Annotated in this window: 20 protein-coding genes; 10 read left to right on the top strand and 10 right to left on the bottom strand. The window is 32.2% G+C overall.

Translation table 11 applies throughout. The annotated features are described in order from the left end of the window. Positions 1-13: 13 nt before the first annotated feature. Genes fusA through rpsL form a run of 3 tightly spaced genes read right to left on the bottom strand, consistent with a single transcriptional unit; the run spans position 14 to position 3,051 of the window. Complete coding sequence (fusA, locus tag IU405_RS14980) at positions 14-2,131, bottom strand: elongation factor G (RefSeq protein WP_197439429.1); 2,118 nt, start codon at positions 2,129-2,131, stop codon at positions 14-16. A gap of 5 nt (positions 2,132-2,136) precedes the next feature. Continuing rightward, positions 2,137-2,613, bottom strand: coding sequence for a 30S ribosomal protein S7 (gene rpsG / locus IU405_RS14975; protein WP_197439428.1), 477 nt, complete (start codon positions 2,611-2,613; stop codon positions 2,137-2,139). 24 nt (positions 2,614-2,637) lie between these two features. Beyond that, entirely contained in the window at positions 2,638-3,051 is a 414-nt protein-coding gene (gene rpsL, locus IU405_RS14970) for a 30S ribosomal protein S12 (protein WP_105046116.1), read from the bottom strand. A gap of 142 nt (positions 3,052-3,193) precedes the next feature. On the opposite strand from rpsL, the gene IU405_RS14965 reads away from it, so the two are divergent. The 7 genes from IU405_RS14965 (at position 3,194) to rlmB (ending at position 16,146) form a co-directional block, all read left to right on the top strand. Then, on the top strand, positions 3,194-4,891 hold the full coding sequence (locus tag IU405_RS14965; protein ID WP_197439427.1) for a POTRA domain-containing protein: 1,698 nt from the start codon (positions 3,194-3,196) through the stop codon (positions 4,889-4,891). A gap of 125 nt (positions 4,892-5,016) precedes the next feature. Next, complete coding sequence (locus tag IU405_RS14960) at positions 5,017-8,127, top strand: SusC/RagA family TonB-linked outer membrane protein (RefSeq protein ID WP_197439426.1); 3,111 nt, start codon at positions 5,017-5,019, stop codon at positions 8,125-8,127. A gap of 18 nt (positions 8,128-8,145) precedes the next feature. After that, complete coding sequence (locus IU405_RS14955) at positions 8,146-9,582, top strand: SusD/RagB family nutrient-binding outer membrane lipoprotein (RefSeq protein WP_197439425.1); 1,437 nt, start codon at positions 8,146-8,148, stop codon at positions 9,580-9,582. 152 nt (positions 9,583-9,734) lie between these two features. After that, positions 9,735-13,010 carry a SusC/RagA family TonB-linked outer membrane protein gene (locus tag IU405_RS14950; protein WP_197439424.1) on the top strand — a complete coding sequence of 1,092 codons (3,276 nt, stop codon included), beginning with the start codon at positions 9,735-9,737 and terminating at the stop codon, positions 13,008-13,010. A gap of 24 nt (positions 13,011-13,034) precedes the next feature. Then, on the top strand, positions 13,035-14,519 hold the full coding sequence (locus tag IU405_RS14945) for a RagB/SusD family nutrient uptake outer membrane protein (protein WP_197439423.1): 1,485 nt from the start codon (positions 13,035-13,037) through the stop codon (positions 14,517-14,519). A 65-nt stretch (positions 14,520-14,584) separates the two neighbouring features. Next, positions 14,585-15,319 (top strand): hypothetical protein, encoded by a 735-nt coding sequence (locus IU405_RS14940; protein ID WP_197439422.1) that lies wholly within the window; start codon positions 14,585-14,587, stop codon positions 15,317-15,319. Positions 15,320-15,393: 74 nt separating this feature from the next. Further along, on the top strand, positions 15,394-16,146 hold the full coding sequence (gene rlmB, locus IU405_RS14935) for a 23S rRNA (guanosine(2251)-2'-O)-methyltransferase RlmB (RefSeq protein ID WP_197439421.1): 753 nt from the start codon (positions 15,394-15,396) through the stop codon (positions 16,144-16,146). Positions 16,147-16,152: 6 nt separating this feature from the next. Here the strand turns inward: rlmB and IU405_RS14930 are convergent, their stop codons facing one another. Then, positions 16,153-16,809 (bottom strand): rhomboid family intramembrane serine protease, encoded by a 657-nt coding sequence (locus IU405_RS14930; protein WP_197439420.1) that lies wholly within the window; start codon positions 16,807-16,809, stop codon positions 16,153-16,155. Between the two features lie 76 nt (positions 16,810-16,885). Here IU405_RS14930 and IU405_RS14925 point away from each other — a divergent pair, with 76 nt between their 5' ends. Further along, a complete protein-coding gene (locus tag IU405_RS14925; RefSeq protein ID WP_197439419.1) occupies positions 16,886-18,157 on the top strand; it encodes a replication-associated recombination protein A in 1,272 nt (423 codons plus the stop codon). On the opposite strand, the gene IU405_RS14920 is transcribed toward IU405_RS14925, so the two are convergent. The 4 genes from IU405_RS14920 to IU405_RS14905 are packed head-to-tail and all read right to left on the bottom strand — an operon-like array spanning position 18,154 to position 21,550. Then, a complete protein-coding gene (locus IU405_RS14920) occupies positions 18,154-18,909 on the bottom strand; it encodes a hypothetical protein (protein WP_197439418.1) in 756 nt (251 codons plus the stop codon). The two genes, IU405_RS14925 and IU405_RS14920, sit on opposite strands and share 4 nt — an antisense overlap. A gap of 1 nt (position 18,910) precedes the next feature. Then, positions 18,911-20,284 (bottom strand): DUF5723 family protein, encoded by a 1,374-nt coding sequence (locus IU405_RS14915; protein ID WP_197439417.1) that lies wholly within the window; start codon positions 20,282-20,284, stop codon positions 18,911-18,913. Positions 20,285-20,287: 3 nt separating this feature from the next. Then, complete coding sequence (locus IU405_RS14910; protein ID WP_197439416.1) at positions 20,288-20,833, bottom strand: hypothetical protein; 546 nt, start codon at positions 20,831-20,833, stop codon at positions 20,288-20,290. 33 nt (positions 20,834-20,866) lie between these two features. After that, positions 20,867-21,550 (bottom strand): YjjG family noncanonical pyrimidine nucleotidase, encoded by a 684-nt coding sequence (locus IU405_RS14905; RefSeq protein WP_197439415.1) that lies wholly within the window; start codon positions 21,548-21,550, stop codon positions 20,867-20,869. Positions 21,551-21,614: 64 nt separating this feature from the next. Here IU405_RS14905 and IU405_RS14900 point away from each other — a divergent pair, with 64 nt between their 5' ends. Beyond that, positions 21,615-22,751, top strand: a complete 1,137-nt coding sequence (locus IU405_RS14900; protein ID WP_197439414.1) for a glycosyltransferase family 4 protein — start codon at positions 21,615-21,617, stop codon at positions 22,749-22,751. A 2-nt stretch (positions 22,752-22,753) separates the two neighbouring features. Continuing rightward, positions 22,754-24,013, top strand: a complete 1,260-nt coding sequence (locus IU405_RS14895; protein WP_197439413.1) for a polysaccharide biosynthesis C-terminal domain-containing protein — start codon at positions 22,754-22,756, stop codon at positions 24,011-24,013. On the opposite strand, the gene IU405_RS14890 is transcribed toward IU405_RS14895, so the two are convergent. Continuing rightward, entirely contained in the window at positions 23,983-24,834 is an 852-nt protein-coding gene (locus IU405_RS14890) for a hypothetical protein (RefSeq protein ID WP_197439412.1), read from the bottom strand. The two genes, IU405_RS14895 and IU405_RS14890, sit on opposite strands and share 31 nt — an antisense overlap. Continuing rightward, positions 24,835-26,139: a polysaccharide deacetylase family protein gene (locus IU405_RS14885; protein WP_197439411.1), complete on the bottom strand. Its 1,305-nt coding sequence runs from the start codon at positions 26,137-26,139 to the stop codon at positions 24,835-24,837. Positions 26,140-26,166: the final 27 nt, after the last annotated feature.

The raw sequence follows: 26,166 nt of genomic DNA, 5'->3' as shown, positions 1-26,166 counted from the left end.
TTTATTTAGTAGATTATCCTTTTGCAGCAGCTATTACAGCTTCAGCAATGCTAGTTGGGGTTTCTTCGTAATGTGAAAATTCCATTGTTGATGTTGCTCTTCCTGAAGACATCGTTCTTAAAGCAGTTACATATCCAAACATTTCTGATAATGGAACTGTTGCTTTAATAACTTTTGAACCAGCTCTATCTGACATATCTGACACTTGCCCTCTTCTTCTATTAAGATCCCCAACAATATCACCCATATTTTCTTCTGGAGTCAATACTTCTAACTTCATAATAGGTTCCATTATTTTAGCTCTTGCAGATTTTGCAGCAGCTTTATAACCCATTTTTGCAGCTAATTCGAAAGATAATTGATCAGAATCGACAGCGTGGAATGAACCATCCATTACTGTAATCTTCATAGAATCCATTTCATAACCAGCCAAAGGACCGTTTTTCATTGCTTCTCTAAATCCTTTTTCAATTGACGGAACAAATTCTTTTGGAATATTCCCACCTTTGATTACAGATTCGAATTGCAATCCTTGAACACCAGCATCTGCAGGTTCCATTCTGAAAACGATATCAGCAAATTTACCACGTCCACCAGATTGTTTTTTATAAACTTCTCTATGTTCAGCAGCGGCTGTAATTGCTTCTTTATATTCAACTTGTGGTTGACCTTGATTTACATCAACTTTAAACTCACGTCTTAAACGATCTACAATGATATCTAAGTGTAACTCACCCATTCCAGATATGATTGTTTGACCAGAGGCTTCATCAGTTCTAACTGTAAACGTTGGATCTTCTTCGGCTAATTTAGCTAAAGATATCCCTAATTTATCAACATCTGCTTTCGTTTTAGGCTCTACAGCAATACCAATAACTGGATCAGGGAAATTCATTGATTCTAAAACAATTGGATGCTTTTCATCTGAAAGAGTATCTCCTGTTTTGATTGATTTAAATCCTACTGCAGCTCCAATATCTCCAGCTTCGATATAATCAATTGCATTTTGCTTGTTAGCATGCATTTGATAAATTCTAGAAATACGTTCTTTTTTTCCTGATGTATTGTTCAATACATAAGAACCTGCATCTAATCTTCCTGAATATGCTCTAAAGAAAGCCAAACGTCCAACAAATGGATCAGTTGCAATTTTAAAAGCCAATGCAGCAAAAGGTTCTTTTACATCTGGTTTACGAGAAATTTCTAATCCTGTTTCAGGATCTGTTCCGTAAATATTTTCTCTATCTAAAGGAGAAGGTAAATAACGACAAACAGCATCTAATAAAAACTGAACGCCTTTATTTTTGAAAGATGAACCACAAATCATTGGGATAATTGCCATATCTGTTACAGCAGCTCTCAAAGCAGTATGAATTTCATCTTCAGTAATTGAATCTTCATCTTCCATGAATTTCTCCAAAAGATTTTCATCATAACCTGCTACTTCTTCAATTAACAAAGCTCTGTATTGTTTCGCTTCTTCTTTCAAATCCTCAGGAATTTCAACAACATCAAATGTTGCTCCTAAAGATTCTTCATGCCAAATGATTGCTCTATTTTTTACTAAATCAACAACACCTCTAAAATCAGATTCTTCACCAATTGGTAAAACAATAGGCACTGCATTAGAGCCCAACATTTCTTTTACCTGTCTATTAACCATCATAAAATCAGATCCTTGACGATCCATTTTATTAACGAAACCGATTCTAGGAACTTTGTAATTATCTGCTAATCTCCAGTTTGTTTCAGATTGTGGTTCCACACCATCAACCGCAGAAAACAAAAATACTAAACCATCTAATACACGTAAAGATCTATTTACTTCTACTGTAAAATCTACGTGACCAGGTGTATCAATAATATTGAAATGGTAACTTTTTGAATCATCAGTTGGTTGACCATTTTCTCTTGGAAAAACCCACTCACATGTTGTAGCAGCAGAAGTGATAGTGATACCTCTTTCTTGCTCTTGTTCCATCCAGTCCATTGTTGCAGCTCCATCATGTACTTCTCCAATTTTGTGAGAAACACCTGTGTAGTACAAAATACGCTCTGTAGTGGTTGTTTTACCAGCATCAATATGTGCTGCAATACCAATATTTCTTGTATATTTTAAGTCTCTAGCCATTTCTATTAAAATCTGAAGTGAGAGAATGCTTTGTTAGCTTCTGCCATTTTATGAGTATCCATTCTTTTCTTAACAGCAGCTCCTTCTTCTTTAGCCGCAGCTAAAATTTCAGCAGCTAAACGCTGAGCCATGGTTTTTTCATTACGTTTTCTAGTGTACGTAATCATCCATTTTATTGCCATAGACACTTTTCTATCTGGTCTAATTTGCATTGGGATTTGGAATGTAGCACCTCCAACACGTCTTGAACGAACTTCTACGTGAGGCATTACATTTGACAATCCTTCTTTCCAAACTTCTAATGCTGATTTTTCAGCATCGGTTTTTCTTTGATCTACAATGTCTAATGCATCGTAAAATACTTTAAACGCCACAGATTTTTTACCATCCCACATTAAGTTATTCACAAAACGTGTAACCAATTGGTCATTGAACTTTGGATCTGGTAAAAGCTCTCTTTTTTTGGCTCTTCTTTTTCTCATGTCTTTACATTAAAAGATTTTAAATTACTTTTTCTTACCTTTTGTTGGCGCTGCAGCTGCTTGACCTGGTTTTGGACGTTTTGCTCCATACTTAGATCTGCGTTGCGTTCTTCCTGCAACACCTGCTGTATCTAAAGCTCCACGAACTACGTGATACTTTACACCTGGTAAATCTTTTACTCTTCCACCTCTAACTAATACTATCGAGTGCTCTTGTAAGTTGTGTCCTTCACCTGGAATGTAAGCGTTTATCTCATTACCATTTGTCAATCTAACTCTGGCAACTTTACGCATTGCTGAATTAGGTTTTTTTGGTGTTGTAGTATAAACACGCGTACAAACTCCACGTCTTTGAGGACAAGACGACAAAGCAGCCGATTTACTCTTCTTAGTTATTTTGGTTCTTCCTTTACGAACTAATTGTTGAATAGTTGGCATACTAAATTATTACTGTTTTTCGTTTATAATTAAACTTTCCCCTATTTTTTGGGTGTGCAAATGTACAATTAATTTCTAATTATTCAAAAATCAATAAGTTATTTTTTTATCAGAAATTTTTAAGACCTAAAATTTTATCGATTTGAAGTACATTTACCCTCAAATAAATCAACAATTGAAAGTTACTTTTCTACATTATATATATGTATGTTTTTTTTTGATAATTTCTCTAAAGGGATTTTCACAAGAATTTTCTTTGGAATTGATTTCAAAAAACAGAAACGAACAGCAAATTTTAGATAAGATTAATTATCAAAAAAAAATAAAAAATATTCCTTCCATAAATTCAGAGATTGAAAAAATCTCAACCTTGCTTAAAAACATGGGCTATTTTACAAATACCATTGATAGTATTAAAAAAATAGACAAAAAATACAGTGCATTTTTCTCTTTAAATGATTTGATAGAAAAGGCGATCATCAGAATTGACTCATCAGAAAATGCAACAATTAAAAATATCAAACTAATCAACAACTCATTTGAAATAAAAATTAGTGAATTAGAACCAATGTTGAATTCGATTTCTGAAACTCTCGATAATGAGGGAAAATCTTTTTCAAAAGTGCAGCTGAAAAACATTCAAATTAATCATAAAACTCTTTTTGCTGATTTAGAAATTAATCCATCTGAAAAAAGAACCATTCAAAAGGTGATCATCAAAGGATATGAAAATTTTCCAACTTCATTTTTAAAGAATTATTTTAGAATCAAACCTTCAACCATCTTTAATCAGAAAAAAATAGAAGAAATTTCTTCAAACAGCAAAAACTTACCATTTATCGAAGAAATAAAACCTCCTGAAGTATTGTTCACAAAAGACTCTACACAACTTTTTGTATACATATCAAAAAAACAAAACAACAGTATTGATGGAATTGTAAATTTTAGTTCGAAAGAAAATGGTGGCGTTTTATTTAATGGAATGCTAGATGTCCGCTTTCAAAACATTATTAATACTGGTGAAAGATTTGAAATTTTTTGGAATAGTATCGCTGAAGAGCGTCAAGAATTTAAAATAACTACAGCAATTCCATACATTTTCAATTCGATTTTCAGTCCAGAAATTGCATTTTCTATTTACAAACAAGACTCTACTTTCTTGAATACAAATTTCAAGGCAAATTTGAAATTTAGCCTAGATAATTTTTACAAATTAGGCATTCAATACGAATCAGAGTCTTCCGAAAATTTAGAGCAACTAAAAACAAATAATATTGAAACTTTCTCGAATAATTTTTACGGAATTTACTTTTCTTACACAAAACCAAGAAATGACGTTTTTTATTTTGATAAATTTCATTTTGACATCAATCCTGCATTCGGAAGAAGAAAAACATCAAATGATTTCACAAATCAATTTAAAATTAAAACAACACTGTCTTACATTTGGGATATAAATCCCAGAAATAGTCTTTTCATTAAAAATGAAACAGGATATTTAAATTCTGATACCTATTTAACCAATGAACTTTTTAGAATTGGTGGCGCCAATTCAATAAGAGGATTTAATGAGCAAAGCATCTTTACAGAAAGCTACACTTTTTTCAATATTGAATACAGAATTCTAACAAACTCACGCTCATATTTATATTCAATTACTGATTTTGGAAGATTTTCAAGTCAAAACGAACAAAAAAACGCATTAGGTTTTGGAATTGGATATTTTTTTAATACAATAAATTCACAGATAAATATCAACCTTGCTGCAGGAAAAAATAATAGTAATCCTATTGACTTTAAGCAAGTTAAGTTAATTGTGAATTGGAAAAACTTTTTTTAAAGTTTGATTTTTTTGAATTTTTTTTTGATTTTAATTAGCACTTTTAACGTTTTTTAACAATTTTCGTTTTTTTATTAACAATAAATTAAGATATTTGGTGCAATTAATTCAAACATAACAAAACAATGAAAACAAAGTTAAAATGGATTGTAATGCTATTATTAGCATTGGTTGTGCAAATATCGTTTGCACAAGAAAAAACAGTTTCTGGAACTGTTTCCGATAGCTCAGGCAATTTACCTGGAGTTAGTGTTCTTGTAAAAGGAACCAAAACCGGAACAGAAACTGATTTTAATGGAAAATACACAATTAAAGCAAAAGTAGGTGACGTCCTGAGCTTTAGTTATGTAGGGTACAAAACATCTGAAAAGAAAGTTGGAACTTCCAGTACTATTGACATAGTAATGGTTGAAGACGCTGGATTATTAGATGAAATTGTAATTACTTCTCTAGGTATTAAAAGAGATAAAAAATCTGTAGGTTCTTCTCAACAATCGGTTAAACCAGAAAACCTAGTTAGATCAAGAGAGACTGATTTAAACAATGCACTTGCGGGTAGAGTATCTGGAGTTCAAGCAGTTGGAGCTCCTTCAGCAGGATTTGACAATTCTGGTATTCGTTTAAGAGGTCAAAGTATTTCTCTATACATAGTTGACAACGTAAAAGTAAACAGCATCTCAGACATCAATACAGATGATATAGCTGACTTAACTGTTTTAAAAGGAGCAGCAGCAACAGCATTATATGGGCCTGAAGCGACGGGTGGTATCATTATCATTACAACTAAGACTGCAAAAAAAGGACAGGCTATCATTACTTTAAACCATAGTACAGCTATGGAAAATGTATATGCATTGCCTGAGTATCAAAATGAATATGGAGGTGGTTATTCTCAAGAATTCAATACATTCACTTTCAATCCTGCTCAACATCCAGCTTCATGGTCAGCATTTAATGGACAGCCAATGGTTGAATACTACGCAGACGAAAGTTGGGGACCAAAAATGAATGGACAAATGGTTCGTCATTGGGATTCTTGGATTCAAGGAGACCCTGAGTTTGGAAAATTGAGAGCTTTCTCACCAAATCCAAACAATGTAAAAGATTTTTTCGACACAGGAACTGTAAATAACACTTCTGTAGATTTTACCAAAGGTGGTGAAGGATACAATATCAAAGGAGGTATTGTAAATATTGACAGAACAAGTGTTGTTCCGAATTCATTTAGAAGACAAGTTCAAGCTTATACAAACATTCGCTTTAACATTACAGATAAATTAGAGGCATACGCAAATATCAACTATCAAGATCGTAGAACAAGAAACTTTCCTGATAATGGTTATGGCAATATTGCATCAAACTTCAATCAATGGTGGCAACGTCAATTGGATATGGATCGTGTAAGAAACTACAATAGAAATGGTTCATTCGTTTCATGGAACATCAATAGTCCAACAGACACCAGACCATTATACTGGGATTCTCCTTTCTTTGAAACTAATGAAAATTTAAATTTCCAAACTAAAAATGCTACCTATGGTAGAATGGGTTTGAATTATACTGTGAATGACAACTTGAACGGATATATTGAAATCAGAAAAACATACAACTCTTTTGAATTCAATGACAGATTGGCTTTTGGTGGTGTAAATCCAATCCCATCATACAGCGAAAATGAAAGTTTTGATTACAGAGATGAATTATTTGGAATTGTAAACTATTCAAAAGACATTACTGAAGATTTAGACATGAATGCAAGTGTTGGTTTTGAATTGATTACCTTAGGTGGCGAAACACTTAGATCAAATACAAATGGCGGTTTAACTACATTGAATTTTTATAGTTTAAGCACTTCTGCTGACAGACCAACTGTGGTAAATTCAAGTTATTTACAAAAATCAAAAGGAGTTTTTGCAAAAGCATCTTTTGGATATAAAGATATGTTGTTTTTAGATGGATCTGCAAGATTTGATTGGGGATCAACAGCTTATGATCAGGCAAACCGTGTAGAAACCTATGGAGGTTCATTGAGTTTTATTTTCACTAAATTAATTGAACAAAATGATATTATTTCCTTTGGTAAATTAAGAGCTAGTATGGCTTCGGGGCCATTCTTCCCAGCAAGATATCTTTTAAGTCCTGCTTTTGATATTGGAACTCCTTACGGTAGTTCAGGAACATTAAGTAATCAAGGAAATTTCCCGAATCCAACATTAGAAGGAGGACAAAGAGTTGATTATGAATTTGGTACAGAATTAAAATTATTCAATAACAAAATTGATTTAGACGTAACCTATTTTAACAGAGTTGATAAAAACTTACCTTCAAGAGTAACTCTAGATGGTTCAACAGGTTTTACTCAAACATTTTTGAATAGTGGTCAACAAACATCAAGTGGTATCGAAATTGGATTGAACTTTTCACCTGTTAAATCAGAAGATTTAGAATGGAGTGTTTACACAAACTTCTCAACCTTAAAAAGAACTGTTGATGCCATTGCTGATGGTGTAGATATCAATGTCTTATCAAGCTCTTGGAGAGGCATTCAATTACAAGAGAGAAAAGGTGAAGAATGGGGGGCTATCTATGGTAGAGCTTTCAGAAGAGATGCAGATGGAAATATGATTTTATCTTCAACTGGAAATCCATTATATGATACCAATCAATATCTAGGAAATGTGTTACCTGATTTTACGGGAGGTTTGTCTAACAATATTCGTTATAAAAATTTCAATTTAGGTTTTGATATTGATTTTCAAAGTGGTGGAAAAGTATTTTCTGTAACAAGAATGTTTAACAACTACTCTGGTTTAGGAGTAGAAACTGTTGGATTAAATAACCTTGGAAACCCTGTGAGAGATGCTGTTGCTGATGGTGGTGGTGTTTTAATTGAAGGCGTAGACGCTACAACAGGTTTACCTGTTTCCTACAACGTAGAAGCTCAAACATATTGGGGACGTTTATTCGCATTGCATGAAAGATGGATTTACGATGCTTCGTATGTAAAATTAAGAACTGTTCGTTTAGATTATGAATTACCTGCAAAAATGTTAGAAAAAACTCCATTCAATAAATTAAATTTAGGAATTTTCGCAAACAACGTTTGGTTAATTCATTCAGCAATTCCAGGATTAGATCCTTCTGAAATTGAAACTGCAAATGGGGTAAACTGGACTGAAGGAGGACAATTACCAAACGTACGTACAGTTGGTATCAATGTTAGAATGTCGTTTTAATTTAAAAATAGTAAAAAAATGAAAAAAATTAACAAAATAAAATTACTTATTCTATCTGCAATAATTTCATTTGCAGCCTGTGATACAGTAGATTTTGGAGATACAAATGTAAATCCAAATGCACCAAGTAATGCAGTCCCATCTCTATTATTGACAAGTGTTCAAAGAGGAATGAGTGCTTACATTGCAAATACTACATCTAATTTGTACGTTCAATATTTATCAAACGGACAATATGATGAGGAATCTAGGTACGAAACTTTAAACTGGAGTTCTGATGATGCGTATGCTCAATTGCAAGACATCGCTGAAATCATTAAAATAAATACCAACGATGAAACGAAAGTTTCAGCACAAGCTTATGGTTCCAATGGAAATCAAATTGCAGCTGCAACCATTTTAAAAGTTTGGTATTTCCAATTGATGACAGAAAGATGGGGATATTTACCTTATTCTGAAGCAAATGATGCTGCAAATTTTCTAAAACCAAAATATGATTCTCAAGAAGATATATACATGGGGCTTTTTGCAGAATTGGACATGGCTTTAGGAATGATTAATTCAGGAAATGGACCAGATGGTGATATCCTTTTTGGTGGTGATATGACTAAATGGAGAACATTTGCTAACACCATCAAAATGGTCATGGGCTTACGTTTATCTAAGGCAGATCCTACAACAGGAAGAGCTAAATTTAATGAAGCTAGAACTGGAGCAATCTCTTCAAATGCTCAAAATATTCAATACACTTATTTAACTGAAGACACAAATGACAATCCTTGGCAAGACCGTTTTGAGTCAAGAAAAGATTACTTATTAAGTGATGTATTTGTAAATGTATTGATTGGTTCAGGAACTAATGTAGCTCCAGAAGACCCAAGATTAGCAAAATTCGCAGAACCAGCTACAACTTCAAGTACTTTTGTTGGTGCTCCTTATGGAAAATCAAATTCTGCTACTGCAAATTATTCATTTATCACAGATAATATCATTTTTACAGGAGATGCTCCTTTGATGATTTATACATACGCTGAAGTATTGTTTGCAAGAGCTGAAGCAGCTGCTAAAGGATGGACAACTGAAAACGCAGCATCTTTGTATGGACAAGCAATTACAGCATCTATGCAACAATGGGGTGTAAGTGCAGGAGATATAACAACATACGTTACTGCAAATCCATATTCTGGGATTAGTGATATTGCTTATGAAAAATGGGTTTCACTTTATTTGCAAGGTTATAATAGCTGGGCGGAATGGAGAAGATTCAAGGCTGAAGGAACTAATTCTAAAATTCCATTAGTTATTGCTGCAGACTTACTTTCAAATGCAACTGGTATTCCACAAAGACATGCATATAGTGCAACTGCAAAAGGAAATAATGAAGTAAACTACAATGCTGCTATATCAGCACAAGGTGCAGATGAATTAGACACAAAACTTTGGTTGTTTAAATAGCAACAAAAACAAGTATTTATTATCAAAACCAACCCACTTGGGTTGGTTTTTTTGATTATTTTTCATTGTATGTGAATTTTTTAATGTTAAAAAATTGTTTTTTTAAGTTTAATTTAAGACTTTTGGCATTAATTAATTCAAATAATTATACAATGAAGACAAAGTTTAATGGATTTTTAACGCTATTACTAGCGTTTGTGGTGCAAATTACCTTTGCACAAGAAAAGACTATTTCTGGTACAGTTACTGAAGAATCTGGTGCTTTGCCAGGCGTAAGTGTTCTTGTAAAAGGAACCTTAAGTGGTCAAGAAACAGATTTTGATGGAAAGTATTCTATTAAAGCTAAAGCTGGCGATGTGCTTGTTTTTAGATATTTAGGATACAAAACTGTTGAAAGAACTGTAGGAAGTGCTAACACAATCAATGTTAAGTTAGAACAAGAAAGTAATGTATTGGATGAGATTGTTGTAGTTGGTTATGGTACTTCTACAAAAAAATCCTTTACAGGAACAGCTTCGGTAGTTAGTAAAGAAAAACTAGAAGCTAAAAACTTTTCAAACGTAACTCAAGCCTTGATTGGTGAGGTTGCTGGGGTTACAGTAATTAATGGTTCTGGACAACCTGGTTCTGTTGCTGCAGTTAGAATTAGAGGTTTTGGTTCTGTTAATGGAAACAGAGCTCCTTTGTATGTTGTTGATGGTATTCCTTTTTCTGGAAGTATCAACTCTATCAACCCTTCTGATATCGAAAGTACAACAGTTTTGAAAGATGCAACTGCAACTGCTATTTATGGTTCTAGAGGTGCTAATGGTGTAATTGTAATTACTACTAAAAAAGGTACTTCTGATAAATCTTATATTGAAGTTGACATCAAATCAAGTATCAATGACCAATTAATTCCTAGATATGATGTAGTATCTAATCCTGAGCAATACATTGGTTTGGTATGGGAAGGTCTATACAACAGAGGTGTTGCTACAAATAATGCAAATCCAGTTGCATTCGCAAACGGAAGGTTACTTGGTGCAAATGGAATTGGTAATGGTTACAATATGTGGAATGTTGCTACTGCTGCTGATTTAATTGATCCTGTAACTAAATCTGTAAGACCTGGAGTAACAAGAAAATATACTCCTGAAAGATATGCTGATGAAGCTTTAAATGCTGCAACAAGATACGAAGCAAACTTACGTATGGGTGGAGGTAGTAGTACTTCGAATTACTTCGCATCTTTTGGATTTTTAGAAGATAATGGTATTGTTATCAATTCAAACTACAAAAGATATACTACTCGTTTGAACTTAAACTCTGAAATCAAACCTTGGTTAAAAATAGGCGCAAATGCTGGTTATGCTTTCTCAACTAGTACTAACAATGGTCAAACAAATGGTGCTGAAAACATCTTCGAATTTGCTGATAAAATGGCTCCTATCTATCCAGTTTTTGAAAGAGACGCAAATGGAGACAAAATTCCAGATCCTTTATTAGGTGGTTTCTTATATGATTATGGTATTAATAGACCTAACGCAAACAGTTTAAACCCTGTTGCTTCTGCTGTATTAGACTTAGATCAAACAGACAGACATGAGTTGAATGCAAATTTTGACTTTGATTTCAAACTAACTAGTAATTTGAATTTCCAAGTGAAATATGGTACACAATACTCTACAAGCGAAAATAGAGATTTTATCAATCCTTTTTATGGTTCATTTGCTCCAGATAACGGAAGATTATCTATCAGTACAACACAAAATTTAACTCAAAACTTCCAACAGATTTTAAGATTTAACAAATCTTGGGGTAAACACAGCTTAGATGTTTTAGCGGCGCATGAAAGTTTTGATTTTGATCAAAACTTCATTTCACAAGCAGCAAGAAACATGGCAAGTCCATTTATTTTAGAGTTGAATAACTTTATTGAAATGACTTCTACACCAACAAGTTTTAATCAAGGATGGTCTGTAGAATCATACTTTGGTCAAGTAAACTATAGCTTTGATGAAAAATACTTTTTGTCAGGATCTTTAAGAACTGACGGTTCTTCTCGTTTTGTAAACAATAAATGGGGTACTTTTGGTTCAGTTGGTGCTTCTTGGGTAATGAGTCAAGAGGACTTCTTAAAAGATAATAACTTGATTAAATTCTTAAAATTGAAAGCTTCTTATGGTATCAATGGTGATCAAGGTGGTGTAGGATTCTACTCTGGTTTTGACACTTTCAACGTAACTAACTTAGGTGGACAAGTTTCTATTCAACCAGGTGGTAATGGAAATCCAGATTTAACTTGGGAAACATCAAAAATGTTCCAATTTGGTACTGAATTTACATTAGGGAAATTCTTAGACGGATCTTTCGATTTCTATGACAAAAGAACTGATAATTTAATTTTTAGTAGAAGAGTTGGACCATCTCAGGGTATTGCGATTATTACAGTAAATGATGGTGAATTGATGAACAGAGGTTTGGAATTTGATTTAACTGGTCATTTAGTTAAAAAAGAGAACTTTAGTTTAGACTTATCTGTAAACGGAGCTTTCTTAGAAAACGAAATTATCAATATGCCTTTAGATCCTGCTACAGGTCAACAAAAATTTCTAGATGTTCAAGGTTCATACGCATGGTCAGCTGGAAGATCTATATTTGATTTCTTCATGAGAGAATGGGCAGGAGTTGATCCAGCAGATGGTGCTCCAATGTGGTATCAATACTGGGATGACTTAAATGACAATGGTATTCTTGATGCTGGTGAACCTACTTCAAGTGCTACAAGTCCTTGGTTTATTCAAAATCCAAACGACCCTAATGATACAAACAACAATAACCAAACAACTTCTATTGTTGAGTATCAAAAAAGAGTTGGTAATACTAACATGAAAAAACAAATTACAAAAACTTATGCGAGAGCATCTCAGGTTTATGTAAACAAATCTTCAATTCCTAAATTACAAGGAGCTTTTAGATTGGCTGCAAGAGTTCATGATTTTGATATCTCTGCTCAATTTACTTACAGTATGGGAGGTTATGCTTATGATGGTCAATACGCAGAGTTAATGAGTGATCGTTTTGGAGCTGCAGGTAACAACTATCATACAGATATTTTCAACAGATGGACACAACCAGGTGACATTACTAACGTTCCAAGATTAGCAGACGCTTTAGATGCTCAAGCAATTTCAGCATCAACAAGATTTTTAACAAAAACTGATTTTATTGCATTGAACAACTTAAAAGTTGGATATACATTAAGTAATGACATTGTTGCGAAAGCAGGAATGCAATCAGTAAACATTTGGATGGCTGGAGACAATTTATTTCAATCTACAGCTAGAAACGGATTTTTACCAACAACAAGTGAAACTGGTAACTCAGGCCGTGGATTATATGCACCTATGACAACAATCACGTTAGGTGTTCGAGTAAAGTTTTAACATAAAACATAAAATATTAAAAACATGAAAAAATTATTAAAAATTGGTTTTGCTTCGGCTATATTAGCCCTGTCTTACAGTTGTGAGAAAGACTTTTTAGACAAACAACCGTCTCAGTTCCTAACTGCGGATCAAATTGAGGAAGCTGCTGAGGTAAAACCTGCAATTTTAGAGAGTACAATGGCTGGAGCATACTCCTTGACATTTACTTCAGGAACTGGTGGAACTACAAGTCACACTGACTTTGGTCAAAAAGGAGAAGACATTTTTATGGACATGCTTTGTGGAGACATGGCATTAAGTCAAAGTGTTTACGGATGGTATAGAGCTGATATAACTGAATTTGTTGCTCCTCTTGATTTCACCAGACAAACCAATTACATTCCTTGGAGATATTATTACAGAATCATTAGATCTGTTAACTTAATCATTGATGGATTGGGTGGAAATGATGGGAATCCAGCATTACCAGAAGCAAGACATGTATTAGGACAAGCGAAAGCTTTAAGAGCACATTCTTACTTTTATTTGGCTCAACTATATCAAAATGAGTACAATGCTGATCAAGAGATTTTACCACTTTACACTTCTTTATTAGATGTAAATGGACCAAAAGTGAAAGCTTCTGTTATTTATGATTTAATTGAAAAAGATTTAAGAGAAGCTATTGTTTTCTTAGACGGATTTGCAAGAGATAATAAGTCTCAAATTAACAAACCAGTTGCACAAACAATATTAGCTTATGCTTTAGCTGCTCAAGGAGAGTATGGGCCTGCATACACATTGGCAAATGACGTAATCACTAATGGTGGTTTTACACCAATGCAAGGTGCAGAATTGACAGGTGGATTTAATCAATTATCTACTCCAGGATGGATGTGGGGTATTGATTTAAATACTAACACTGGAGTAGGTTTATTATCTTTCTGGGGTCAAGTTGATTACTTTTCATACAGTTATGCTGGTGTAGGTGACTACAAAGTAATGGATCAAAATTTGTTTAACCAAATGCCTGCAAATGACAGACGTAGAACTCAATTCTTTAACAATCCTGCAAGTGCTTTAAACTTATTACCTATTAATAAGTTCTATAATCCACGTAGAGTTGCTTTTGGAGGTGGTACACCAATCCAAGATGATATTCACTTCTATAGAATTTCTGAAGTACACTTGTTAGCTGCTGAATGTGCTGCAAAATCAGGAAATGAAGCAAGAGCAAAAACTATTCTTAAGAACTTTATGGGTTTAAGAGTGCCAGATGCTAGCTACGTTGATGGATTAAATGGTACACAATTAACAAACCACATTTATTTACAAACAAGATTAGAATTGTGGGGAGAAGGAAAAAGTTACTTAGCAATGAAACGAAACAAAGCTACTATCTCAAGAGGACCAAACCACTTATCTTTTGTAGGTGTTCAAATTCCTCACAACGATGAAAGATTAACTTTTGAGATTCCAGTACAAGAGCTTCAAGATAATCCATTTATTTCGACTCAAAATCAATAATGTATGATTTAAAATGGACAAAAAATAGTAAACTTTTTTGTCCATTTTTTAAAAATTTTTAAAATATGAAAAAATTTAAACTTATATTACTTACTGTTTTAACAGTATTTGCATTCACTAGCTGTGAAGAAGAAATGCCAGCTGGACAAAATGCTAATTATATTACGTTTGCTAAAACAACATATTCAACAGGTGTTGATGTTGGAGGTACTAAATCAGTTGATATTCCTGTATATACCGCAAATGTAGTTGGTACTGATCGATCTTTTGATATAACTGTATTACCAACTTCAACGGCTGCAGCTGGATCTTATACAGTGCCTACTTCTGTATCTATTCCAGCAGGTTCTAACGAAGGAACATTAACAATTGTTTTAACTGATACTAATTTAGGTATTGGAGTGAATGCTTTAAGATTAAAATTCGCTGATGTTGAAGGTTTATCAATTGGTGCTAATACAACTTTAAGTTACATTCAAAATTGTACAGAAGTTACTGCTACTTTAAATATTACTTTTGATGGTTATGGTAGTGAAACAGGATGGAGAGTTACTGACGCTTTAGGAGGTGTAGTTGCATCTAAAGCTGCAGGTACTTACTCTGATGGACAAGCATCTGCAACTGAAACTATCACTTTATGTGCTGGTAGAGATTATACTTTTACAATCACAGATTCTTATGGTGATGGTTTAAGTTTCCCTGCAAATGGTTCTTATTCACTTACTATTGGTGGTGTTGTAAAAGCTACTGGTGGTGGAGATTTTGGAGCAAGTCAAGCTACTGCTTTTGACACAAAATAATTAAAATAGTATTCTAAAAAGCCATCTTTTATAGATGGCTTTTTTTTGCTCAAAAATTACCCTACATTTGCATCATGAATTCAGAAAACACGATCATTTTTGGACTAAGAGCTATCATTGAAGCTATTCAAAGTGGCACTATCATCAATAAAGTATATCTTCAAAAAGGAGTGAGAAGTTCACTTCATGTTGAATTGGAAAAATTAATTAGTGAACATAGAGTAACTACTAGCATTGTTCCAGTTGAAAAACTGAATCGATTGTCAAAAAACAACAATCATCAAGGTGCAGTTGCTCAAATATCTCCAGTTTCTTTTTATGATTTAGAGCAATTGATAGAAAAAACTTTGGAGGAAAACAAAATACCACTTTTTTTAATTCTAGACCAACTTTCTGATGTTCGAAATTTTGGAGCCATTATCAGAACAGCTGAATGTACTGGAGTAAATGGAATTATAATCCAAAAAAATGGAAGTGCTCCTGTAAATGCTGAAACAGTAAAAACTTCAGCAGGGGCTGCATTTAAAATCCCAATTTGTAAAGTTGATCATATTAAAGATGCCTTGTTTTTATTACAAGCATCCAACATAAAAACAGTTGCTGCTACAGAAAAAACCGAAAACTCAATTTATAACATCAATTTGAATCAACCTATAGCAATCATAATGGGTTCTGAAGATAGAGGTGTAAATCCTTCTATTTTAAAATTGGTAGACTTTAAAGCTAAATTACCATTGCTCGGTGAAATAGAATCATTGAATGTTTCTGTAGCTTGTGGTGCTATATTATATGAAGTTGTGAGACAGAGGATGGTTTTTAGTCTTTAGTTAAAATTAAACTTTTTCATTTAAATCTTCGATTAAATTTCCATTTTCATCAAAAAAATCGTCTATTTCTGAAGGTGAAAATTGGTATTCATTGTTTACTATTCCTTTATTTCTATATAGAAGAGATAAAATTCCTCCAACCAAAAAACCGGATAAATGTCCTTCCCAAGACATCCCCTCCTCTATTGGCAACACATACCAAATCATGCTGCCATATAAAAAAATTACTATAAAAGAAAATGCCATCAAACGATATTGTTTTCGAATAATTCCGCTGAATAAGATAAAGCTAAACAGCAGATAAATGATGCCACTCGCCCCAATGTGATAGGATTCTCTGGCAATAATCCAAGTTAGTAATCCTGTAAAAAAAGCACCAAAAACCAATACTTTCGTAGCAATTTCCCGATAAAAATAGAAAACCCCAGTCATTAGGACAAATAAAGGAATTGAATTATTGAAAAGATGTTTTGCATCTCCATGAATAAAATGTGTTAAAAAGACTCCTCTAAATCCTTGAAATGTTCTCGGAAAAATACCAAACTTATTAAAATTGAAACCAAATTGAATTTCAACCCAATAAATAATCCAAATAACCAACACAAATAGGGTTGGGATGATGATTATTGAGGATTTAAATTGTAATTGTTGTTCATTTTCCATAACAATAAAAATAACAAAAAATAAACCATTTCTTGATTTTACAATTTCTGTCAGAAAACTTTATTATTTTTACTGTATGAATGAACCTTTGGCAGAAAGAATCCGTCCCAAATCATTGGATGACTATATTAGTCAGCAACATTTGGTGGGAAAAAATGGCATATTGACAAAATTAATTCAACAAGGAATTATTCCTTCATTGATTTTATGGGGTCCACCTGGCATAGGAAAAACAACTTTAGCAAACATCATTGCAACAACTTCTAAAAGACCTTTTTATACCTTAAGTGCTATCAATGCTGGTGTAAAAGATGTGCGTGATATAATTGATAAAGCAAAACAAAGTAGAGGTTTATTCACGTCCAAAAATCCAATTCTATTTATTGATGAAATTCATAGATTTAGCAAATCTCAACAAGATTCTTTGCTTGCTGCCGTAGAAAAAGGTTGGGTTACATTGATTGGCGCAACTACTGAAAACCCAAGTTTTGAGGTAATTCCTGCCTTATTATCTAGATGTCAAGTGTATATTTTGAATTCATTTGATAAGGAAGATTTAATTGAATTACTTGAAAGAGCGATGAAAGAAGATGCGTTTTTAGCATCGAAAAAAATTAGTTTAATAGAAACTGAAGCGTTGATTCAAGTTTCTGGAGGTGATGCTCGAAAATTGCTCAACATTTTTGAATTGCTTGTTTCATCAGAAAATGAGATTGAAATTAATAACAAATTAGTATTAGAAAAAGTTCAAAAAAATACTGCTAGATATGATAAAACTGGAGAACAACATTATGATATTATTTCCGCTTTTATCAAATCGATTCGTGGAAGTGACCCAAATGCGGCAGTGTATTGGTTGGCAAGAATGATTGAAGCTGGCGAAGATGTAAAATTTATTGCTCGAAGAATGTTGATTTTAGCGTCAGAAGATATTGGAAATGCCAATCCAACAGCATTGATTTTGGCTAATAATACATTTCAAGCAGTCAATGTAATTGGAAATCCAGAATCGAGAATTATTTTGAGTCAATGTGCTATTTATCTAGCGAATTCTCCCAAGAGTAATGCTTCCTATTTGGCAATTAAGAATTCGCAAGAATTAGTTCGAAAAACAGGTGATTTATCAGTACCTCTTCATTTAAGAAATGCACCCACAAAACTAATGAAAGACTTAGATTATGGGAAAGAATATAAATATGCCCATGATTTTGAAGGAAATTTTGTGGCACAAGAATTTTTGCCTGATGAAATTTCTGGCACAAAATTATACGACCCTGGTGAAAATCAACGAGAAAATCAATTCAAAGAATTGCTAAAAAATCGATGGAAAAATAAGTACAATTATTAGAATTTAACTTTCAATTCTTTTGTTACCAACATTTCATTTTGATAAAATTCAACAAACCATTTTTCTGCTGATTTATAGACAATTCCCATTTTATCTTTTAATAAAAAGATATCCTTTACTCCTGTTTTGAGCAACACATACACTACTTCTGGAGTGGTATTTACCAATTGAAAACCATTTGGAATTGGCTGAGCATATAAATTTTCACTAGGCAAAATTTCTCTGACAACTTCCTTTTTCTGAGTTACAGAATCTGGAATTACAACAATTTTATCAATTTTTGTAATTTCAGGAGTTATCAAAGATTTCTCTGATGTTTTATACGAAAAAATGAAATCTGTCATAGAATCAAAAGCACTTCGGATGGATGCTTGATACGCTTTTTTATATTCTTTCAACTTACTTTTACCAACTTTTGAAGTGTATATATTTTTCCCTTTACAGTCATTCAACACAATGATAGACTTGGTTGTCAAAAAGTCAGATTCATCTTTTACATCAGCAAATAGTGCGTTATTACATTTATTTTGAGATAACTCATCTGGAAAATTTTCATTGCTTAAAAAAACTTGAAAACCCTTTTTCTCTAATAAAAATTTAGTCAATGAACTTGTTTGATATCCGTCAACTTCTTTCACAAAGTGAAATTTATCAGAAACTATAATGTATTTATACTTATCTAAATTTATTTCTTGTCCTACTAAAATAAGTGACGTAAAAACCAAAAGTATTGTTACCCTAAATCTATGCATATCAATTCATTATAAGATTAATTCCTAATTGTAAAGATACAGAATTTGCAGATGATAAATTTTCGTAAGATAAAATATTATCAAACATCGTATAAAAATTGACTTTCCCGATTTGAAATGACATCCCTGCTCCAATATTTGAATAGGAAAAATCATCCATCGTATACGTTACTTTAGCATGTACTTTTTTTGAAAATGATTTTTGATAAAAAGCGGTCAATGCTACATTTGTTGATAACGGTCTAAAAACAGAAAAAAGTTGTGCGCCAACAGCATCCGTATAAAAATCTTGATAGCTATTGTCATAACAAATTTCACTTCTTCTCTCTCCAAAACTATATTTTAAAGCCATATTTATTTTGGTTGGTCTCCATGAAATATACGAATTTTCGTTTTCAACTGTTGGTAATTCTTTTTTAAAACGGTTATTGATTTCTCTCCAAAAATCACGATTAGTATTTGGATCAAATTCATATTCAAATCCCTCATAAATAAAACTACCCTCCTCTATATAGTTTTTTACATTTTTTTTATGTTTGATAAAACCAATATCTATTAGGCTTGCCGAAAATTTTAATTGCTTGTTAAAGTGATAAGTAATCCCTAAATCAAATCCAATACCTAAATTTCCACTCAAAAAAGTTCTGCGTATATATTCATCTTTATCATCTATAATTTCATCATTTGTATCAAATAATCCTGCTGATCTTTGCTCCATTTTTACATTAGAAATATAATGAGTATAGATATTATTCGTTCCTTGAACTGTAGTAAAAGTCCCTCTGTTGTTGGTTGACTCTAAATTTAAAGCCGCTGAATAAATTTTAAATCTTCCTCCAAGTGTTAGTTTTTCATCAATTTTTTTGGTAATTCCAGCATGTAAAACGCCTAAAACATCCAATTTATAGGCAATTTGTGAGGCGCTAAAACTTCTGTTGAGAAATGCATTATTTCCTTCAGAAAATAAAATAAAAAAATCTTTTGGATAATATCCAATTGCATCAATTTCTTGATAAAAACCCGCACTTAAATACGTTTTATCGTTCAAACGAAAACCAATGCTTAACAATTCAACTTGTGTATTGATCATCATAAAATCATCTGAAGTTAGTGTATGTAATACTTGAGAAATTTTATCATTGATATTCTGATTATCAACAGCAAACAAATCTGTTAACACCACTCCAGAAGAGCCAATTTGTGTTGAAAAACCTGATAATATGGGAATTCCCACATGAAGTTTGTAATTGTTCTCCAAAGAAGGATTGAGCAATAATGATTGTGGTAATTCACCAAAATCATACAAAACTTGTTTGTTTTGAGAGAAAATGGTCGTCGATATTACGAAAACAACAACTACTATAATATTCTTCATTCTTTAAAAACTAGATTCAATGTACATTGTCACAGACGATTTGAATTCAAATTCACTTGGGTCATTTAAGTTCAATTGAATTCCTGTATTTTCTAGTTCAGCAGTTATTTTTACTTGTGTTGTATTGAGAATTGCTGAGTTTGAAGCAATTTCAATTTCCTCTAAATACTTATAATTAAGTGTATTACCTTGTATAATGATGGGTGTAAATGTGTAAACAGTCACATTATTATTTAAAAATTCAACTCGTATTTTAACTTCCCTATCAAACTCATTTTTAATTGCTACATCCAAATCAAGTTTGACTAAGTTATCCTTAACAAACTTTGATTGCAATGCGTCAAAATTGGTAGTTTCTGAAATACTATTTTGTTGAATTGTCCCTGTGGAATCAAAAAAATCTGCAGGAACAACTGTAAAATAAGTCAATGATGCTTTAAAAATGGGTTTGTTCACATAATCATCTATCTGATTAAAATCCAAAGATTCTGCACACGAAAAAAACAAAAAAATACTTGCAATAAATGCAAATTTAGAAGAGGATTTCATAAAATAAAGTATTTACACTACAACGTTATTTACTCAAAGATATTGCTTGATTTCCAACAAAGAAGTGATGCTTTTAAAATTTGTAGGCTCAATTTCTTCACCTTCAAAATTGCAGTGTATGGCTTGCATGCCAACTTGTAAAGCTCCCTCAATGTCAGCTTCAATACTATCTCCAATCATGATTGAATTTTCAATTCTTGCATTTGCCACTTGGATTGCATGTTCAAAAACTTTGGGATTTGGCTTTTTAACTCCCACTGATTCTGAGGTGATAATTTTATCAAAATAATGATGAATATTGGAGGATTGCATTTTTTTTGTTTGGATTTCCTCAAAACCATTCGTAATAATATGCAATTGATATTTTGGCTTCAAATAGTCCAACACTTCAAAAGTATGCTCAAAAAGATGATTGAAATGCGGCAAATATTCAATATATTCTATAGCAACTACATCAATTAAACTATCTGAAATTGAATAATTTACAGTATCAAAAGCTTTTTTTAAACGCTGATACCTCAAGGCTTCTTTGCTTATTTTTTCTTCTCGATACAATTTCCAAAATTCTCTGTTTAAGGGTTTATAAACGGATAAAAATTCGGATAAATTTGTATCAATAGCGTGTTTTTCGAAAAGTTTATGGAATGTTAAATCTGAGTTTTTCTCAAAATCCCAAAGTGTGTGGTCTAAATCAAAAAAAATGTGTTCAATTTTCATGTGCTAAAAATAAAATAAAAACGAGAGAATACATTTATATTTGTATGAATTATATACTATTTTTTTGAACAAGCAATTACACATTCTTTTTCTTTGTGGTTGGTATCCTTCTAGAGTTTTACCCACAAATGGCGACTTTATTCAAAGGCATGCTGAAGCTGTCGCTTTGAAACATAAAGTAACTGTTTTGCACATCATTACTGATGAAAATCTTGCCATTAAAAAACAAGTCGAATTTGCAAAAATCAACAATATTGAAACCTATATTGGTTATGTAAAAAAAACAAAAAATCCATTCTTAAAATGGAAAAGATTTATTTCCATGTTTAGCGAATTATCATCTAAAATTAGTGATTTTAACGTCATTCATGTCAATACTCTATTTCCTTTTGGACTGTTTGCCTTGTATTTAAAATTGACCAAAAATAGTCCTTATATCATCTCTGAACATTGGACAGGTTACCATTTTCCACAGTCAAAAAATATAGGAATTATGCAAAAGATGTTGTCAAAAATGATTGTTAAAAATGCTTCATTTGTGTGTCCTGTAAGTGATAATTTAGCAGATTCCATGCAACAATTGGGTTTCAAAGGAAACTATGTCAAAGTGCCAAATGTAGTGGATACTGAGCTATTTGTTCCATCAAAAAAATCAAACTCCATCTTTACAATTATCCATATTTCTAGTTTGATTGATGCGCATAAAAATATTTCTGGAATGCTGGAAGTTGCCAAAAAACTAGAAGAAAAAATTGGAGATTTCAACTGGAAATTTATTGGTGGAACTGAAGATCAGTATAAAAATCAACTGAAAAAACTCGATTTTAGAAAAGCAAAAATCGAATTTATCAATCATATTCCGCAACAAGAAATGGTAAATCATTTGCAATCAGCTTCTGTTTTTGTGCTATTTAGCAATTATGAAAATTTACCTTGCGTAGTTTTAGAAGCTTTTTCATGTGGAATTCCTGTAATTTCCACCCATGTTGGAGGAATTTCTGAATATTTTCCTGATGATTTTGGAACCCTTATTGAACCTAAAAACGAACATGAATTACTGGAAAAATTGATAAATTATACTACAAAAACAATTGACAATAAAGATAAAATGCATACATATGCCATCCAAAATTTTAGCAAAAAAGCCATTGGAAATGCATTTTCTGAATTGTACTACACATCTCTAAAAAACAATTCTTGACAATGCTAAAAAATTACCTACAAAATTTTTTGAGTAGAGCTGGAAGCTATGTTTTTACAGCAACTTTAGCCTCCAAAGGATTGTCATTTTTAGCCTCTTGGATTGCCTTGCAATTGATAGATCATAAAGAATTGGGAGTTGTACTTTTCGCTTATAACTTCATCGTTTTTCTAATTCCAATTAGTGGTTTTGGATTGAACCAAAGTTTGATTCGTTATGGAGCTCTTTTACAGACCCAGGAAGAAAAAGATACACTTTTTGTGTATGTCACCAAAAAAGGTTTTTTAGCTACAATCATACTGATTTTATTGATTATTTCTGGAAGTTTTTTAATTGATTTTCAGTTTGAAAACACTCAATTATATGTCATTCTTTTGTCTTTTGTATTGATTCCAACATACTTTTTTGAGGTTACCAGAGCTCAATTCAGATTGAAACACGACAATAAATCTTTTGCGTTTACCGAGTTTTTTATGAGCCTCTTTTTAGTCATCAATGTATTTGTATTGAGTTACTTTTTTCAAGAAATTGGCTATGCAATTGCCATGATTGTGGCTCCTTTAATCACTTCACTCCTATTTATCAAAAAACTAAAAATTCAATTTACACCTTCAAAAAAAGTAAATGACATCAATTTTGAGTTTTGGAAATATGGATTTTTCGCAAGTTTATCAAATGTAGTTACTCAATTGCTTTTTGTGATTGACATTTTATTGATTGGATACTTGCTAAAAGATACTGAAATGGTGACGAATTACAGGTACATTTCGCTGATTCCTTTTAGCTTGCTTTTTTTGCCAAGAGTATTTATGTCCACTGATTTTGTGGTTTTTACTGAAAATATTTTTGATAAAAAATACATCGTCAATTATATGAAAAGTTACATGCTTTTTTTCCTGATTGTCAGTATATTGATGCTCCTTATAAGTTTTATATTTGCGGATTTTATACTCGCGCTTTTAGATCCAAATTTTGTAAAATATTCAGATAGTTTTTTGATTTTGATGATAGGAATTGTCGGGATTTATATTTTTAGAGGGCTTTATGGCAATTTGTTGTCATCCATTGGGAAAGCTCATGTTAATTATTATATCGCCACTTTTTCTTTGATTCTCAATATTGTAAGCAATTACTTTTTGATTCCTGTATATGGAATTTTGGGTGCCGCAATTACAACTGCCATTTTAATGTGGATTTCAGGAATTATTAGTATGATTGTTTTTTGGAAAATTTACACTAAAGTCCTAGTAACCAAAGTATAAATTTCTTCTTCAGCACCAAAACTCCTGTAAAATTTTCCCATATTTGGAATATTTCCTCCTTCAAAATCAAAAATAAGTTGGGAGTTTTCGTTCTTTTTGAACATATAATTTAGCAAATAACTTGCCGCTTGCAATTCTCTTCCTAACTCCGTAAATGCGGAAAACAAATACACAATTCGTTTTGTTGAGAATACAAATAAAGCACCACCCAAAAGTACCTCATCTTTAAAAATTCCGAGTACTTTTCCCTTTTGTTGTTGCAATAGTTGATTGGAAAGTTTTTGTAATTTTTCTTCAGAAAACTCATATTGATACAACTTTTTTTGAATATCAATCAAACTTTGTAGGGAAGTTTCTGCAACTATCAATTGATTTTTTTCGGCAACTTTTATAGCGTGCTTTCTGCCTTTCGAATAATTTTTGCACAATGTTTCATGATTTTTTGACAATTGCACAAATAAATTTTTCTTGAATTGCTGACCAATCAACATATTTTGAGAATTCAAAGCAAGTGAAACTTTCAAAAATTTTGATGGAATTTTTTTGATAAATTCAAGTTGAGTTTCCTCTGAAATTGTTGTCAAAGAAAAAATCCCCAATTGCTGACAAAAATAGGGTTGCGTAACATATTTCAAGCCTAATTTTTGTTTCCAAGGAATGGGCATCACAGCTTCATAATCATTCAAAACCAAAACATCCCAATGGTCAGCAACCATATCTAAATACCAAGAAAATGCATAAACCCTAGATTGTATAGAATTTTCAATACATGAATCGTATTTTTTTTCATCCAATAATTTTCTTGAAACGTACTGAATCATTTATTGTGTCGCAATTTTTAACATGGATTCATACAAACGTTTCCATCCTTTCCAACGCAAATAATCGCTCAAACTTTCATTGTGAAACAGGGTGATAAAAGTGCCATTTACTGCTTTTACAGCATCTTTCAATTCTTTGATTTTTCCTAAAGATTGTTTGGGAGTCAGCTTCATATAATCATTCAACGTAGTATCCATCAAGGCAAAAGGAAATATTTTTAAAGGCGTTTGAATTTCAAAATCCAAATCATAAAAATAAAAAGGTGTACAAGTACTTGCTCGAAAACCAACATGACTTGCATACCCCATAGAATAATCTTCTTCAATTTCTAAATCTATCAAAATTTGATAGGTTTCAGGCAAATTAAATCGCAGATAATGTTGTCTTGTGCGTTGAACTGGCATATTCGTGATGTTTTCCAATCGCTCTTTTTCTTTTTTAATCATGGCAGCATCTTGAGAAGAATAATAGGAAGGATGCAATCCTACTGATGCATAATCAACAATATCTTTTATTAGCAATCGAAACTTCTTCTTAGAGGCAGAAACATTGGTATCAAAAGAGGTATAATTACCAATTAAAAAGAAAAAAATAGTGTGAACATTCATCTCTTTTTTAAGGTGCAACAACTTGGGGAAAGTATCAAATGGATCATTTTTCAAATTGAGCAACACAATCAATCTCGACCAAACTTCGGGTAATTTCAAATGAACAAGGTCTGTGAAAAAACCGCCAACACTTCTTATCAAACTTTTGTGTTTGTAAGCATATGCATTGTCAATATCAATCGTTGAAATGAATTTATAGGTTCGTTTTTTGTAAGTGTAATTAGGAAATTTTTCTTGCAAAATTTTCAACAACTTGTATGCCCAATTATCAACTACTGGTTTTTCTAAAAATCGGTATTTAAATGCCAAACTTTGTGTGGCTGCATAACGCCCATGAACATCTTTTACATGTGGCAAATATTCTTCATAGCGCGTTATCAAATAAAAACTGGCTGCAAAAATGTCAAAAGGAATCGCAGATTTTGTGTTGGTTGCAAAAAAACAAGGAATATCATCCCATTTTTGCATGCTTATTTCCAAATCATTCACCCCTTGTTCAAAAAGCAAGTCGTTACTTTTGATAAAAAATTCGTTTCCCAAAGGTATTTTCGAATACGAAATTTTAGGTCCATCATGTGCCACAAATTCCTCTACTTTTGATGTAAAACTAATAGGAATCAGTAATATTCTCGACAAAATATGCCTAAAAATATAACGAACTCTTGGTGTGATTTTATGAGTGTAAATTAGAATCAAAGTTGATTATGAGTTTTTAGTGTTTGG

The sequence above is a fragment of the Polaribacter sp. BAL334 genome (genome assembly GCF_015767435.1).
GTDB lineage: Bacteria > Bacteroidota > Bacteroidia > Flavobacteriales > Flavobacteriaceae > Polaribacter.
Note: the sequence above shows the minus strand (reverse complement) of the source record. Positions and strands in the feature narration are given on the sequence as shown.